Consider the following 15,235-nt stretch of genomic DNA (forward strand, 5'->3'; position numbering starts at 1 on the left):
AACGCGCTTGACGCCCGCTAGGAGCAGAATGAATGACTAGAGACGACCGTTTTTACGCTTTTATTATTGCCCGTACCTCCAGATCTCGCGCTCATATCCGTCGCATAAGCGTTCATAAACGCTGGTTAAAAGTCTCAGTGCTGGGGCTCGCCGTTGTCGGCGCCGCGTTGATGTACGGCTTTTACGGCCTGATTCAGCAGGCTGAGCATCTGCGGATTGAACACGACAACGCGCGTCTGCGTGCCCAGAACGAGAAGCAGAAGCAAGAACTTCTCAGGCTCAACAATCGAGTCAACGCAGTTGAGGACACTTCGCGCAAGCTCGAGGAGTTGTCGGGAATTTCTACGGCCGAGCAAACGGCGCCGCGCGGCCAGGGCGGTCCGGCACGGCCCATCGACAGCGAAGCGGCACTCGCCGAACTTGAATCGAAGACGGCGCGCCTTGAGCGTCGCATGTGGGTTTATCAGGAGATGGTTCGCGCCGGTGGAATGATTCCATCACTTTGGCCCGTTGACGGGACGTTGGAAGGCGGCTTTGGCGGCCGGCGCAATCCGTTTGGGGGACGAGGCTTCGAGTATCACGAAGGCCAGGACATCGACGCGGAACACGGCGACCCGGTGCTGGCGGCCGGCAGCGGTCGCGTAACTATCGCGGGACGGCAGCGCGGCTATGGCAACGTTATTTACGTCGACCATGGCGCAGGCCTATCGACGCGCTACGGCCACTTGTCGCAAATCCACGTTGCCGTCGGCCAAACCGTGACGCGTGGTCAGAAGATTGGCTTGGTTGGATCAACAGGCCGCTCAACCGGACCGCACCTCCATTACGAAGTCAGAGTCAACAATCAGCCCGTGGATCCGAAACGGTATCTGCCCGGCGCTGCGCACTAGAGTCGGGGCAGTAGCCCGAACGTGAGGGAGGGCTCGTTGAGATCTCAGGATCTCAGATCTCAGGATCTCAGATCTCAGATCTCAGGATCTCCGATCTCAGATTTCAGATTTTAGATCTCAAACTTAAGATCTCGGATCTCACAATTTGAGATCTCATCGCGCCCTCCCTTACGGTCGGGCTACTGCCTTTCAATTCAGATTCTGCTAATATCCCTCCACACCCGGACCGTCATCAATCACGAAGGAAAATCGTAAATGACCTCTAAATACCCGCGCGCGCTCGCGCTTGTGCTCTCTTCGTTACTGCTGGTCAGCTTTATTCCCGTCTCTGTTTTGGGCGACGAAGGAATGTTCCTGCCGGACACTTTGAGTCAGCTTCCGCTGGCGAAACTCAAACAGCGCGGACTCAAGATTCCGATCACCGATATCTACAACCCGGAGGGACCGAGCATTAAAGATGCCGTCGTCAGAGTGGGCTTCGGCTCCGGCTACGGCACCGGCGAGTTCGTGTCGGGCGAAGGCCTGGTGCTGACCAACCACCACGTGGCTTTCGACGGCTTGGTGGGGGCTTCAGACACCGGAAAAGATTACGGCACGATGGGATACGTGGCGAAGAATCGCAGCGAAGAACTGCCGCTGACCGGTTATACGATCACGATGACGCAGGACTTGAAAGATGTGACGGCGGATGTGCTGGCCGGCGTGAGCGACGCGACGCCGCCGGCCGAGCGCGCCGCGTCGATTCAGTCAAAGTCGAACGCGCTCGAAACCGCGAACACCAAAGCGGCTGATGGAATTACCGCACGCGTGATGGCGATGAATGAAGGCCTGACGTACTACTTGTTCGTCACGCAGGTTTTGCGCGACGTGCGCGTCGTCTACGCGCCGCCCAAAAATATTGGCTTCTTTGGGGGCGACCCGGACAACTTTGAATGGCCGCGTCACGTCGGCGACTTCACTTTTCTGCGCGCTTACGCGGCCCCCGACGGCAAACCTTCGGACTACGCATCGAGCAACGTGCCTTACAAGCCAAAGAAGTTTCTGTCGCTTTCGATGGGTGGCGTCAAAGACAATGAATTCGTGATGGTGATGGGCTATCCCGGCTCGACCCGCCGTTACCGCGAAAGCTATTCAGTCGCTTACAACCAGGACCTGTTCATTCCCTTTTCGGTCGAAATGCAGCAGAAGCAGATCGAAGTGCTGACCATCATGGGCCGAGCGAACCCATCGATGCGCGTTAAGCTTCAGTCGGTGATCTTTGGCATTTCGAACGAGTTGAAAAACAACGACGGCTCAGTCCTCGCGATGCGCCGCGCCGGGATCGTCGATCAAAAGCGCGCCCAGGAAGCTGCGTTCACGAAATGGATCAGCGAGAATCCTGAGCGGCAAAACAAGTACGGCGAAGTGTTGCCGTCGCTCGCGAAGGCCTACGAAGAGTTGCAGAAGAGTCAGCCACGCGACCGGATCGTTCAGGAGATCGCTTCGCTCAGTGATGTTTTTGAGATCGCCGGCTTTATCAGCACCTTTGCGGCCAGCAAAGAGAAACCTGAGGCTGAACGGAATCCTAATCTCGCCCTAATCGCGGCCCGCGCGCGGGCGGCGTTGCCTGAAATTCTCGCCGGGCGCAATCCGACGCTCGAGCGTGAGATGCTCAGTTTCTTCCTTCGTAAAGCTGCGGAGCTTCCCGCTTCGCAAAAGATCGAAGCAATCGAAAAACGATTCGGCAGTCTAAAGGACGAGGCGCGCATTCGCGCGGAAGAAGACTTCGCACGGGCGATCGTTGACAGCAAGAATCTTTCTACCCCGGAAGGCTTCGCGGCTTTGTTCGACAAGACCTCGGCCCAGTTAAAAGAGCTGAACGAGCCGCTCCTCGATTTCTCTGCCGAAATCGCTGCGCTCTTCGCCGAAACACAGCCGCGCACCCGCAACTTCAATGCGATCGTTGCCCGTTGGCGGCCGCTGTTGATTCACGGCATGACGGAGATGCGCGGCGCCAAGCCTTATCCAGACGCGAACGCGACGCTGCGATTCACTTATGGCGACGTCAAAGGCTACGTCCCGAAAGACGCGGCGATCTATACGCCATTTACGCACTTGTCGGGTGTCGTTGAAAAAGACACCGGCAGCGAACCTTTCGATGTGCCCGCCAAACTGAAGCAACTTTTTCGCGCACGCGACTTCGGTGTTTACGCCGAAGGCCAGGACGTCCCGGTGAACTTCATCTCGACGACCGACATCATCGGCGGCAATTCAGGCTCGCCGATTCTGAACGGCCGTGGTGAACAGATCGGCATCGTCTTCGACGGAAATTACGAAGGCCTCGGCAACGACTTTTTCTACGATCCACCAAAGAACCGCACGATCTCCGTGGACATTCGTTACGTGCTGTTTCTAACCGAAAAGTTCGGCGGCGCTGGATATCTGTTGAAAGAGATGGACATCAAGAACGCGCCGGCGGCTTTGAAGAAAGCGGCGTAAGGTCAGCAGAGGTTGGCACAGACTTTAGTCTGTGTTTCCCATTCACAGACTGAAACTGTTCCACTAGAATTGCAGAGGAGAACCCAGTGAAAAAATTAACTGTCATTTTGTGTCTTGCCCTGTGGGCCACGACTCTGGCCCCGGTCATGTCAGCCGGAACCAGCGGTCGCTCGGAACGCGTGGCTGCGCAGGACCCGAGCGTGTTTACCCATCAAGAGGCCGGCGTTCGCTTCCAACTGCCAAAGGGTTGGAAGGCAAAACCGGATGGTGAAGTGATTACGGCTTCGTCTGCTGATGACGCGCTCCAGGTGGTGTTTTGGATTCCGGATGAGGCAAATTTTGAGGCCGCAGTGAAGGAACTGGGCACGGAACTAGGCAAGACGATTAAGAACATTAAGACCGTGGGCAAGCCTTCAGAAGACGTCCTGAACGACATGCCGCATTACGGCGAAACCGGTACCGGTGAGGTCGATGGCACCACGATCGTCTGGTCCGTGGATGTGCTCGGCGCGAAGAAGCCCCTGATAATTCTGACGTTTGCAGCACCGAGTCTTTTTGAAAAGCACTCGTCGGCTTATGAACAACTGCTGGTCAGCATTAAGAAGATATAGCGGAAGCCTTTAATGTCTTCGACGAAGCCGCTGGCGATCGCGAGCGGCTTTTTTTCATGCGGCAGCGGCGCTGCCCGGGCGGTTGCACTGACAGCGACCGGTTCGTCACGTACGTCAGCTTTGCTATTAAAAAAGGCCGCTCACGATCAAAATCGCGAGCGGCCTCTTTCTGACAAGCCGGCGGGAATCAGTTAGGCGCTACCAACAACCGGCGTATTCGACCTGACCGGTCTGTTGCCACGTCTGCCCGCCGTCCCAAGAAACATACCAGACCCAAAAATAGGGCGTGCAATGGTAGGTGTAAATCGCGTCTCCGCCGCCGCCTGATGATGGCGGAATGGGTGTCGGCGTCGGTGACGGACATTCGCACGTTGAGACGTTAGCACTTTGTCCGTCAAGACAGGTTGGCACTACACATCGACAGCAGTCTCGGCCGTCGTTGTACTTGTCGGGCGGACAACCTCCGGCGCCCGAACCCGATGTCCCTCCGCCTTGATAGCGCTGGTAATCGGCGCCGGTCGCGCCGCCGCACCCGATCCCACAATCCCAAAACGGATCAGCACCGACGACACTCGTATTACAGTAGCAATTCGAGTTGTTCGGTTTCGTTGCCGGGTTGCAGGTGGGTTCTGGCGTCGGAGTGGGTGTAGGCGTCGGTGATGGCGGTGGCGTTGGTGACTCGGTTGGTGATGGAAAAGGCGGAGGCGTCGGTGCGAGATCGAAGCACGGATAAACGACGCTGAACGGACATCCTAACGTGAACGTGGATCCGTCGGTGTTCGGATACGGGCACCATCGTGTTAATGAAACGATAGTAGAGCATCCACCACTGGAATCGCTGCAGCCTGGGAATTCAACTGAGGGTGAGTCATCGGCCAGGTCGGTTATACTAGAGCAGTAGCAACGCGTAAAAGACGGCTTGGCCCAGGTGCACGATGTGCCGGGACAACATACATCCGGCGCAGAACCAGCGTCGAGCGTAAGTCGGCCTGGGTCTGCGTTGGGCAAAAAACTTGCCGGCACGTACTCCGGCAACATCTCAACCCATCGGGATTTTGGATTCGCATTGAACGCAATCAACGGCCATCTCGTCTGCTTCTGCGAAGCACCATCCTTGGGATCGCAAACACCATTCGCAGCCCGCTTGGGATTTGGCAGCGGCTCGCCCGCAGCGTTCCACCAACCGGTGCCGTCCCCAAAAGTAATCTGCTGGAAGATCACTTTCACCTTCTTGGGATGTTTGAGCTGGTTTTCGGTGATCATCCCTTCATAGCCCTTAACGTACCGGTCAGCGATCGTGAAGATGTGAGTCTCTCCGGGTTTGATGGGAACGTCTTCGGCTTTGATCGCAGTCTTTACGTCAACCAATTCCGTGCGCCCGTACAAAAGCACAAAACCCACTCCCTGGCCGTCCGGGCCCTGAAGATCGAGGTGGAGTTGCAAATGAAGAAAGTAAATCGGCTTTGTGCCTGAATTCCTGACTTCTATTTCCAGATCACGAACCCAACGGTCATTCTTTAAATCCTTAAACTTCCCCTCCTTCTCTTTTCTAATTTTGACTTTGACCGGCAGATGGTTGGGGGTTGTGTCTTCCAGCTGCCGCTCTTCGGGTTCCTGGGCCTTTGCCTGCTTTTTCAGTGCCGCAATTTCCGCAGCATCAGGCTTATTCTTCACCTTGTCCTTGTGACGCAGGATCCTTGCCCTTAACTGTGAAGCGCCGGTCGCAACACCCCCAGTCGTTTTCGCAGAGTTGAGAGTTACAGCTAATAAGGTGAGCGATGCCGCCGCCAACATCACGGCTGAAGCTAATCTAAGTTTAGGAGACAACATTTTGGATTCTCCATCGAACAGATGCCGTTAATCTAAAGCGGTCACAAAGGCCCGCAGATGTTCTTAAGGCAACCAAGAAATGCTCGGACGGGGAAACTATATTCAGGCGATCGAAGGAAGTCTTTGGGCCTCTATTAATGAGTTATTAATGAGTTCTCAAAACCTCTGTGTGGTGGAAAAAGAGTTTTCTAATGAATGAAGTTTTGGCCGGATGAAGATGACGAAAAGGCGAAAATGGCTGGTTTTTATCGCTTGCCAAAATTGTGTCAACAGCTGATTCAAGCGAATTTGTTCTTGACAGCCCAAAACGCCTTCCGTTAGGATGCGCCGACGTTTCAATCAGTGCCAGGCCCCGGGATTTACACCTGCCAAGGCATTTCGATTTGCAAGCGCTATAAGTGAAATGAGTTCTTGTTTTGGAAGTTGCGCCCATCTATCGCACCATCGTGTGCGATTACCTGGGCGCTTTTTAGCTAGTGTGTTTCCGTGTAGCGCCCCAGACAATAGCGCGTCCGGCTCACAGCATTAACCTGTTGGACGGTGGCGCAACCTTCAGTCTCGCCGCCGCGCCAACTTTGCCGAATCGTTAGGAGGATTCGTTTGTATGTCTAGAATAACCGGTAAGGTCAAGTGGTTTAACAACTCGAAGGGTTATGGCTTCATTGAGCAGCCAGGCTCTTCGGACATCTTTGTGCACTACAGCGCCATTCAGGGCGATGGCTTCAAGACCCTCGAAGAAGGTCAGGAAGTCGAGTTCGAAGTGACGCAGGGCCCCAAAGGACCACAGGCTGAAAAAGTCACAAAGGCGTAAATCTCCCCGGCTTGCTTATCAAGCAGCCACTGGCCGCTTCCGGTAGTCCCGGAACGCGCAAGAAAAAAGGCGATCTCGGAATTCCGAGGTCGCCTTTTAGTTTGTAGCACAGACTTTAGTCTGTGTGTTTGCGTAAGGAACACAGACTGAAGTCTGTGCCACTATTCAGCCTTCGCCTTGAAACTCACGTGCCCGGCTTCAACATCAACTGAGAACACGACTCGATCTGTGCCAATCTTTTCTTTCATCGCTTCGGTACGTTCGACAACCAGCCGGTGAAATTTCGCGAACGACAAATCCTGCGACGCTTCTCCGCACGCCCGCTTCGCAAGCATCAACGCATCGTACACACCTTTGATTGTCTGAACGTCGTGTCGCACGTCGGTACACGCGAAAGTCGAGGCCTTGAACGGCGTCTCTTTCTCTTTCGCTTCCCTTTCAGCGCGCTGGACCGTGAAAGCGTCGCGGCCTTCTTCGCGGCCCTTCATCGTGCGCCGCCAGACTTCGCGGAAAGCGTTGTAGCGTGTCGCCAGCGAGTTGTAGTGAAAGCGTTGCGCAAAACTCAAAGACCGGTCGTCGGCTAAACGCTTGAGCTGTGTTTCGACACGCAGCTTCGTGTCGTACGGCGGACGCTTTGAGCCGCCGCTGAAATAGATGTCGTACTCAACCTTCAGCCGGCGAATGTCTTCTTCCAATCGCGCCAGACGATCTTCGACCGAAACATGTTCCACCAGGACATTCTTGCTTCTCTGACGGCGTTCGGCCTCGAGCCTGGCCAGCCTGTTGTTATTGATTGCCAACTGAGATCTCCCTTGATGAGCGGCGCAAAAGCGGGGTCGCCGACATAAGTTCGAGTGTAGGAGTTCGGGAGAAACACTGTCAATGATTTGTTTCGTCGCAGATTGCCTCATACGCCGCAGACGGCATATTCTCGTTGTCGCTAAACCCCGAGATGCCAAAAAGCGCTGCCAAACCTTCCAATAAGAACGCATTGTTGCGCGGGCTGCCGTCCGTCGATGCGCTGCTGCGGACGGAAATCGGCCAGTCGGTGAGGACTACTGCGGGCATTGAACAACAAACCACTCTGGCGCGTGAAGTCATCGAGAAGTTGCGGGCGGAGGTTCTGGCGGGCACCTTCGCGGTAAACGATGGCGACCCATCCGCGGCGCTGGTGGCCGAAGCGGAACAACGACTAGCGATATTGAATAAGCAGCAAACGGCGCGCGGTGTGCGCCGGGTCATCAACGCGACGGGCGTAATTCTTCATACGAACCTTGGTCGGGCTCCTTTGTCGGATGCAGCGCGCCAGGCCGTCGCCGAAGCCGGCGGTTACTGTAATCTCGAATTCGATTTGAACTCAGGCAATCGCGGCCGCCGCGGCGCGCGCGCGGAAGATCTACTCGCGACGTTGACCGGAACCGAAGCCGCGCTGGTCGTGAACAATTGCGCGGCGGCAGCCCTGCTCGTCTTAACAGTGCTGGCGCGCGGCGGCGAGACGATCGTCTCGCGGGGCGAACTGGTTGAAATCGGCGGAGACTTTCGCGTACCGGAAGTGATGGGGCAATCCGGTACACGCATGGTCGAAGTCGGCGCCACAAATCGAACGAAGCTGGCGGATTATCAGAAAGCGATCACCGCCGACACGCGCTTGATCATGCGCGTCCACACCTCGAACTATCGGATTGTCGGCTTTACGAAAACTCCGACGCTTAAAGAACTCGCGACGCTGGCTCACGAGAGCGGTTTGTTGCTCTACGAAGACGCCGGCTCCGGCGCACTAATCGACTTCACCCAATTTGGAATTACCGGCGAACCCATCATTCGCGAATCTTTTGCCGCCGGTGTGGATGTCATCTCGTTCAGCGGCGACAAATTGCTGGGCGGCCCGCAGGCTGGTTTGCTCGTTGGTCGCGATGAGGTCATTGAGCGGATGCGTAAGCACTCGCTCTATCGCGCTTTGCGCGCGGACAAACTTCGCATCGCGGCGCTGGAAGCGACGCTCGATGCGTACGCGCGAAGCGCGACCCCAACCGAACTGCCCACGCACCAAATGATCTTGATGACCTTCGATGACTTGAAAGCGCGGGTAACCAGTTTTATCGCACCGCTTCATCGCTCGAAAGCGTCAGCCCTCCACTTCGAAATCGTCGAAGGCGAATCGGCAATCGGCGGCGGCGCGGCGCCAACTTCGCGCTTGCTGACCCCGCTGGTTGCGCTCACTCACGCGAAGCTCTCGGCTAATCAAATCGAAGAGCAACTTCGCAAATCCGACCCGCCGATCATTGCCCGGATCGAAGATGATCGCGTGCTTCTCGATCTGAGAACCGTCACGACTGAGGACGAAGCTACGCTGGCATCGGCCATCATGTCTCTCGAACAATAGGGACGCATGCCTCATAAGATTTGGAGTGCGCCGGCCTCGACGGCGCTTTGGATGAAACTCGCGTCCCCTGCCTTGTTGAAGATCCAAAGCGGCGTCGGCGCTTCGCTCTGCCGCCGCACTCCAAAATCTGAATATTTTCCTAGGAAAAGTGGCTAAAATTTGCACGCCCCAAACCGTGTTCGGATGTGTATAATCGATTGGCCACGGAATGTGGCCGTCCAGCCTCACTTTAATCCAAAGCGCGACTCCTGAATTAACCAAAGCAAGCCGGACGCTTGCACTCCAATCTACCGATCAAGTGTTAAAGACGTTCTCCTGGAAATCTCTGCTGGTATCGCTGGGTCTGGCTTTATTGGCCGGCGCGGCTGCGTGTGCCATCTGGCGCGCAGGTTTAATCGATTCACTCCAGGCAGCCTTCGTCGTTAATGTCGCGCGTGGCGAAGAACCACTTCTGGCGCCACAGACCTGGCTCGGCCTTTTGCTGATCGCCACCATCAGCACAAGTGCGGGATTTTTTGTGGGCCGCGTCGGCGCCCGGCGATCGTTCTTGTTTTTGGGCTTCGGTTTCCTGGCCACGTGCACCGCCAGCTTGCTGGTCTCGCGCTACCTCAAGATTGACATTCTGTTTGCGCCGATGGCGCTGGGTTCAACGGCTGCGGTCTTCCTCGTGCAACTGCACCGGCTCTGGCTGATTGATACTCTGCTGACCCGCCGCGTTGACGAAACGATTTCGCGGACCGATGCGCACGACGTAAGTATCGCGGAGAATCGCTTGACCAGCGGACTCAAGCTCCTCCAGACGATTCTGCCTTTGGAAGAAGCCTTTGTCTTTCAACCAAATGAAGATGGCGCGCTGGTGCCGTGCGCGAGGCTGCGTTCACAGGCGAGCGGTTCGCTGCAGGGGGGTCGTAATTCTGTTTGGCGGAAACTGGTGCAGCTTTGCGACAAGGCCGCAACGAAACATGAAATCGCGCTCGCGCCGATTGGCGAGATCGACACACTTGAGAACGTTGCCATGCCGCTTCAGCATGGCGGTCGCACCGTCGGCACCTTGCTGCTGCGCCTGCGCGAAAGTTTTGATCAAAGCGATCGCCGATTGCTCGCCGCTGTGGGCGGACAACTTGCCCGCGATCTTCAGCGGGAAGATGCGCAGCGCAAAAAGCTCGACAGCAACCTGCCGGCGTTTATCTCGGCGCGTACTTCCGGTCACCGCTTGCATGCGTTCGATCTGATCAGCGGCGTGCTGACCGAACATCGATTTGGCGCACAGGTGCTGGCCGAGGCGTCGGACGGTTACGCGATCGCCTACCTCGACGGCACCATCGCATACGTGAACCCGGCGATGCTTTGGGCGGCGCACATGAACAACCACGATGCGTCGAAGACCGATCTGTTCGGCCTGCTGGACAGATTCAAATCAGGCGTTTTTGATGAGCCGGCCATCGCCGTCCGTCGCGTTTTGCAGTCAGGCGAACCTTATGAGCGAGAGCTAAAGTTTCCCGACCGCAACCAGACGCTCGAGCTCCGGATCGGACTCGCCAAAGAGCGAAACGGTAACGGCAACGGGAATGGCCTGAACGGGAACGGTGCCGGTTCGAAGCCGCTCTGCTTTGCTATTCGCGTACGCGACGTCACCCGCATGAAAGAGTTCGAGAAGCTGAAGAGCGACATGATTTCTTTGATGTCGCACGAGCTGCGCACGCCCCTCACCAGCATCAACGGCTTTGCCGAGCTGCTCGTCATCGACGCCAACATTCCCGAAGAGTCGCGCGAGTTCCTGCAAATTATCTCGAACGAGTCGCAACGCATGGCGCGCATGATCGATACGTTTCTGACCCTGACCCAGCTTGAGCGCGCGGACAAACAGGAAGTGACCAAGATTGCTTTGCGCCTCGACGAAGTCGTCAACGACACGGTTAACGTGATGCAGCCCACTGCGAAGAAGAAACGCATTCGACTGGTTGAACAAAGCAACGGCTCGATTCCTCCCGTGTCCGCCGACAAGAGCCTGATTACGCAGGCGCTGACCAAACTTCTCGACAACGCCATCAGGTACAGTCCGGAACGCACGACGGTCACCGTTTCAACCGTGCTCGAAGCGGAAGCCGTGCGCGTTGTCGTCGAAGATCGAGGCTATGGCGTCCCGCAGGATTCAATGGATCGGATTTGGGAAAAGTTCTATCGCGTTGCGCGCGATGGGCAGGAAAAGGACGAAGAGTCCACCGGTCTCGGGTTGTCTTTCGTGAAAGAAGTTATCGAACAGCACGAAGGAACAGTCGCCGTCGAATCAGAAGTCGGCCGCGGATCGAAGTTCAGCTTTGCGTTACCACGTTTGTAGTTTGCATAACCATCCTGGTTCAACATCGTGAGGAGAAGATGAGAGCTACCAAGTGTCCTAAATGCAAATTTGTAGGATTCGCCGAAGGCAACCTGTGTAAGAGATGCGGCCAGTCATTAGATTGGGCGCCAATCGAATCCGCCGGCTCGAAAGGTGGTAGTTCGGCGCTTGTGACCAAAGCGGTACTCGCCTTCTTTCTGCTTGTCGGTTTGGTGGTTGGCTTCTTCATCGTGCGCGCAAAGGTGTCGGATTACTTTGACCCGACCAAAGCGTATCTCGCGGCGATAACGAATTCGGAAAAGTTCAAAGAGCCCATTACCATCAGGGTAAACCGCGAAGAATTAACCTCAGCGCCTAATCCAGGCAACCTTTCCCTGGCAAAAAAGGCGGGAAGGATGGTCAAGCCTGCGCAAGTCCTTGAAGCCGCCGGTTATTTAACGACATCCATCGATAAGACAAAACTGATCCAAAAGACCGGCACGGTCTATGTCACCACGGTCGATCAGTACGGAGGCGCGAGAGGAGCTCACACTGAAGACCGTCTGGCCGAAGTCGAATCTGCCCGACTCGAAATCGCGCTCACTGAAAAAGGAAAACAAGAGGCAGTCAATTGGAAAGAAACAGAAGAATCTTATGCAGCTGGGTCGTATTGGAACGGCAAGGCGGCCAGTCAAACTCTGCCCACCTGGCGCATTCCGATCGGTGAGCGGGAAATGGTCGGAATCGATTCCGTCAAACCGCTTCCCTGGAGCGCCGAATTTGAAACCGTACAAATAAAATTCCGCTGGCGGTGGCGCCCGAATCAGATCGGTGAATACTTTGATTCGATGAGCGCGGCTTTTAACGTGTTATCAGATTCAGCCCAGCAGGCTGCGGCTTCATTGGGAATCAAGAGTCAGACCGATTATCAAGGCGAAGTAATAATGCAAAAGCGCGGCGGGCGCTGGGAGATCAGCGAGCTAAAGTTTATGAATGGATTCTCCAGTTCCGCTCTCGGCGAATAATTCCTCAAGTTTTCAATCCCGTCGGGTTTCTGCTGCGTCCGCGAGCTGCCCGCTCAAGGATCCGGCAAAGTCCAGTTTCGTCTTCTTGATATCGAGCAGCGGACCTAACTCGTACACGTTCCGGTAGCCGTACGTGTAGAGCGCGATGTAAGTCGACAGGTTCAGCGAAGCGGTGACCCTCTTGGTGGGAAACGCTTGCTCCGAGCCCGTGAAGTTGTTGTTGCAGTAAATCAGAATCCGGGCATTCTTGTCTGGCAGCACGCGATTCAAGCTTTCTACCGTGATATCGGGAAAACTCAAGTTGATCGCCCCGCTGATGTGAAGCTCGTCGAACTTCTCGCGACTGCGGGCATCCAAAATGATCGTGCCGCGTTCGCGACTCATCCGAATGAATTCGTCTTCCGTCAGACGATGTGACTCTCTGTGTGCGGCAGCCTCCTTTGCCGTCCGCAGGTAGCCATCCATATCGATTGCGGGATTAGGAATGACAGGCTTCTGCGCGAGGGCCGCAGGTATCACGCAAAGAATCGCAACCACCGTCCAAAGTAAGTGCTTCATCGTCACTACCTCCGCTTTTAAGACGAACAAGGATTAAGACGTTTGCGCAACGAAAGTAGTTGGGTTTCATTTTGACCGTGGAAAGAGTCTTGTTGGTTAGCGTTCTTTCCGTTTCTTTGCGCCTAAGCGCCGGCAGATCGCTAGTCATCTATTGGAACGTCCGAGGAGCCACGGCATGCCAGTCATGAAGCTTTGGACTGCCTTTTCCATATCAGGTACGCGGGAATGCCCATGAGCACGAGTATGTATCCAATTCCGGAAGTGGCCGGCGTTAGGTAAGCCAAATCAATTATCAAGAGCACAGCGAGCAGAATATAAATGATTGGCACGACGGGATAACCGATTGTGCGATAAGGCCTCTCCATGGCAGGCGCTTTCCGACGCATCACGAAAACCGCTCCGACCATCAGCGCATAAAAAACCAGGTCAGCCGAAATCACATAGTCGAGCAACTGGCCGTAGACGTTTCCGTACTTGAATTGTTTGGTTACGGGATCGGTGGTCACGGTGCGCGGCAATGTAAGCAGACATGTCCAGATGCATTGCGCGATCAACGCCACTACCGGAACGTTGCGATCGCTGAGGTTGCCGGCGCGTTTGAAGAAAAGGCCATCACGCGCCATCGCGTAGTAAATCCGCGCCCCCGCCAAAATTAATCCGTTGTTGCATCCGAACGTCGAGATCATGATCGCAATCGCCATCAACGTCAGTCCGGGACGACCCAGGGCCATCTTCATTGTTTCCGTGGCGATCGTGTTCGGAGGCGTGCGGAGTCCGGGAAATGCACCCAGCGGCAAGGTGAACACGTAAGTCAGGTTGGCGAGCAAATACAGCAGGACAACTACGCCGCAACCGATGAAAAGCGCGCGGGGGAGATTTCGTCCCGGATCTCGAATCTCGCTGCCCGTGAAAGTCACGTTGTTCCAAGCTGACTGCGCGAACAACGGCCCAACCATCGCCAGCCCAACCAGCATCATCAGCCACAGGCCGCTCGTGGTTTGCATTCCCGGTTGCGCCAGGCTGGGATTCCAACCGGCGTTCGCCCATGGATTCCACCAATCACTTGCATAGGCCGCACTGGTCGCATTCCGTCCGAGCAACAGACCAATCACGATCAAACCAATCAGGGCGGCGGTCTTGGTGAACGTGAACGTGTTTTGAATCAGCTTGCCGGTATTAAGCCCTCGTGTGTTTGTGAAAGTCAGGAAGCTGATTAGCAGAATCGCGACGAGCTGTTGCGTCGATAACGTGATGGCGTAGCTTCCCAAATGGATTGGCGGAATAAGGTAGACACTTTCGGAAATCGTCGGGGTCAGCACGCCCATGAAAATCGCGAAGGCCACTGCCACCGCAGCGATTGTTCCCGTCTGGACCACGAAGAAGAGTGTCCAGCCAAAGAGGAAGCCCGTCGCGGAACCATAAGCCTCACGGAGAAACACATACTGGCCTCCTGCGCGCGGCATCATCGCCGCTAATTCCGCGCAACACAGCGCGCCGGTGATCGTCAGCACGCCGGCAATCGCCCAGGCCGCCAGCAACCATCCGGGCGAGCCGACCAGGGTCATTGATTTGGCCGAGACGATAAAAATTCCCGAGCCAATCATCGATCCGATAACGATCATCGTCGCGTCGAGCAGGCCGAGGCCGCGGACGAGTTTGTTCGCTTCAGTTTTCGCCATTGTGCGGTGGCTAGTACTCCAATCGGATAGGCGAAGTCAACGGAAATCTCATCTCTGGAACACAGGGTCGCGCCTGCGTTCGATCTGTCGATCAGTTTAGAGGCGGGCTACCGCCCGCCCGCTCGTTTGCAATTCTAGAAGGCGGGCAGTTAGCCCGCCTCTAAACGATATCCAGGTTGTTCCGCAAGCGGGACGCTTCCGCTTCAGTCCCCACTTACCAGTTACTGCTTGTTGATTTTCCCGCGGCAGGTTGGCGCTCCGCAGGCGCAACGCTTCGAATCGGGATGCAGTGTCTGCTCGTAGTCGATCGTGATTTCTTCACCGGGCCGGATGTCGCGCAAAGCAAAGAACAGGACATGGCCGTACAAAGTTCTCATGAACGCATTTGGTTGGCAGGAGTGATTGATGTAGTGCGTGCCGTTACCGCCGCGCGCGCCGTCCAGACTGAAGCGCCCATCGATATCGCAGATGCGCAGGACCTGACGATTGCGTGCGCGCTGGCGAGCTTCAAGGTCTGAGATCCGCTCGCCCGTGTACTCGGCTATCTTTCGCCGGCGTTGGAAATGCGTGGTGGCAAAGCAGCCCTTGCCGTTAATCGGGGATTTGCGGATTGCCAAGCCGTGCGCAAGTTTCATCAGCTGGCATTGTACGAC

General features: G+C 55.9%; 12 protein-coding genes. 7 read left to right on the forward strand and 5 right to left on the reverse strand.

Annotated features, from left to right (window positions below; all coding sequences use genetic code 11):
• Positions 1 to 32 precede the first annotated feature (32 nt).
• From VFX97_17185 to VFX97_17195, 3 genes are all read left to right on the forward strand, one after another.
• A complete protein-coding gene (locus VFX97_17185) occupies positions 33 to 890 on the forward strand; it encodes a M23 family metallopeptidase (protein HEX5704935.1) in 858 nt (285 codons plus the stop codon).
• 255 nt (positions 891 to 1,145) lie between these two features.
• A complete protein-coding gene (locus VFX97_17190) occupies positions 1,146 to 3,368 on the forward strand; it encodes a S46 family peptidase (GenBank protein ID HEX5704936.1) in 2,223 nt (740 codons plus the stop codon).
• Positions 3,369 to 3,454: 86 nt separating this feature from the next.
• Positions 3,455 to 3,979: a hypothetical protein gene (locus VFX97_17195; GenBank protein HEX5704937.1), complete on the forward strand. Its 525-nt coding sequence runs from the start codon at positions 3,455 to 3,457 to the stop codon at positions 3,977 to 3,979.
• A gap of 198 nt (positions 3,980 to 4,177) precedes the next feature.
• On the opposite strand, the gene VFX97_17200 is transcribed toward VFX97_17195, so the two are convergent.
• Entirely contained in the window at positions 4,178 to 5,809 is a 1,632-nt protein-coding gene (locus VFX97_17200) for a hypothetical protein (GenBank protein ID HEX5704938.1), read from the reverse strand.
• A gap of 604 nt (positions 5,810 to 6,413) precedes the next feature.
• On the opposite strand from VFX97_17200, the gene VFX97_17205 reads away from it, so the two are divergent.
• On the forward strand, positions 6,414 to 6,620 hold the full coding sequence (locus VFX97_17205) for a cold shock domain-containing protein (protein ID HEX5704939.1): 207 nt from the start codon (positions 6,414 to 6,416) through the stop codon (positions 6,618 to 6,620).
• Positions 6,621 to 6,781: 161 nt separating this feature from the next.
• On the opposite strand, the gene VFX97_17210 is transcribed toward VFX97_17205, so the two are convergent.
• The gene (locus VFX97_17210; GenBank protein ID HEX5704940.1) at positions 6,782 to 7,420 is read right to left on the reverse strand and encodes an MXAN_5187 C-terminal domain-containing protein; all 639 of its coding nucleotides are present in this window, start codon (positions 7,418 to 7,420) and stop codon (positions 6,782 to 6,784) included.
• Positions 7,421 to 7,572: 152 nt separating this feature from the next.
• Here VFX97_17210 and selA point away from each other — a divergent pair, with 152 nt between their 5' ends.
• The 3 genes from selA to VFX97_17225 all read left to right on the forward strand — a co-directional run bounded on the left by selA (position 7,573) and on the right by VFX97_17225 (position 12,345).
• Entirely contained in the window at positions 7,573 to 9,003 is a 1,431-nt protein-coding gene (gene selA, locus VFX97_17215) for an L-seryl-tRNA(Sec) selenium transferase (protein ID HEX5704941.1), read from the forward strand.
• Positions 9,004 to 9,301: 298 nt separating this feature from the next.
• Complete coding sequence (locus tag VFX97_17220; GenBank protein HEX5704942.1) at positions 9,302 to 11,341, forward strand: ATP-binding protein; 2,040 nt, start codon at positions 9,302 to 9,304, stop codon at positions 11,339 to 11,341.
• 38 nt (positions 11,342 to 11,379) lie between these two features.
• Positions 11,380 to 12,345: a hypothetical protein gene (locus VFX97_17225; protein ID HEX5704943.1), complete on the forward strand. Its 966-nt coding sequence runs from the start codon at positions 11,380 to 11,382 to the stop codon at positions 12,343 to 12,345.
• A 12-nt stretch (positions 12,346 to 12,357) separates the two neighbouring features.
• Here VFX97_17225 and VFX97_17230 read toward each other — a convergent pair whose 3' ends face one another.
• The 3 genes from VFX97_17230 to VFX97_17240 form a co-directional block, all read right to left on the reverse strand.
• Complete coding sequence (locus VFX97_17230) at positions 12,358 to 12,903, reverse strand: rhodanese-like domain-containing protein (protein HEX5704944.1); 546 nt, start codon at positions 12,901 to 12,903, stop codon at positions 12,358 to 12,360.
• A 182-nt stretch (positions 12,904 to 13,085) separates the two neighbouring features.
• The gene (locus VFX97_17235) at positions 13,086 to 14,582 is read right to left on the reverse strand and encodes an amino acid permease (protein ID HEX5704945.1); all 1,497 of its coding nucleotides are present in this window, start codon (positions 14,580 to 14,582) and stop codon (positions 13,086 to 13,088) included.
• Between the two features lie 221 nt (positions 14,583 to 14,803).
• Entirely contained in the window at positions 14,804 to 15,217 is a 414-nt protein-coding gene (locus VFX97_17240; GenBank protein ID HEX5704946.1) for an SET domain-containing protein, read from the reverse strand.
• Positions 15,218 to 15,235: the final 18 nt, after the last annotated feature.

The organism is Pyrinomonadaceae bacterium, assembly GCA_036277115.1.
Classification (GTDB): domain Bacteria; phylum Acidobacteriota; class Blastocatellia; order Pyrinomonadales; family Pyrinomonadaceae; genus UBA11740.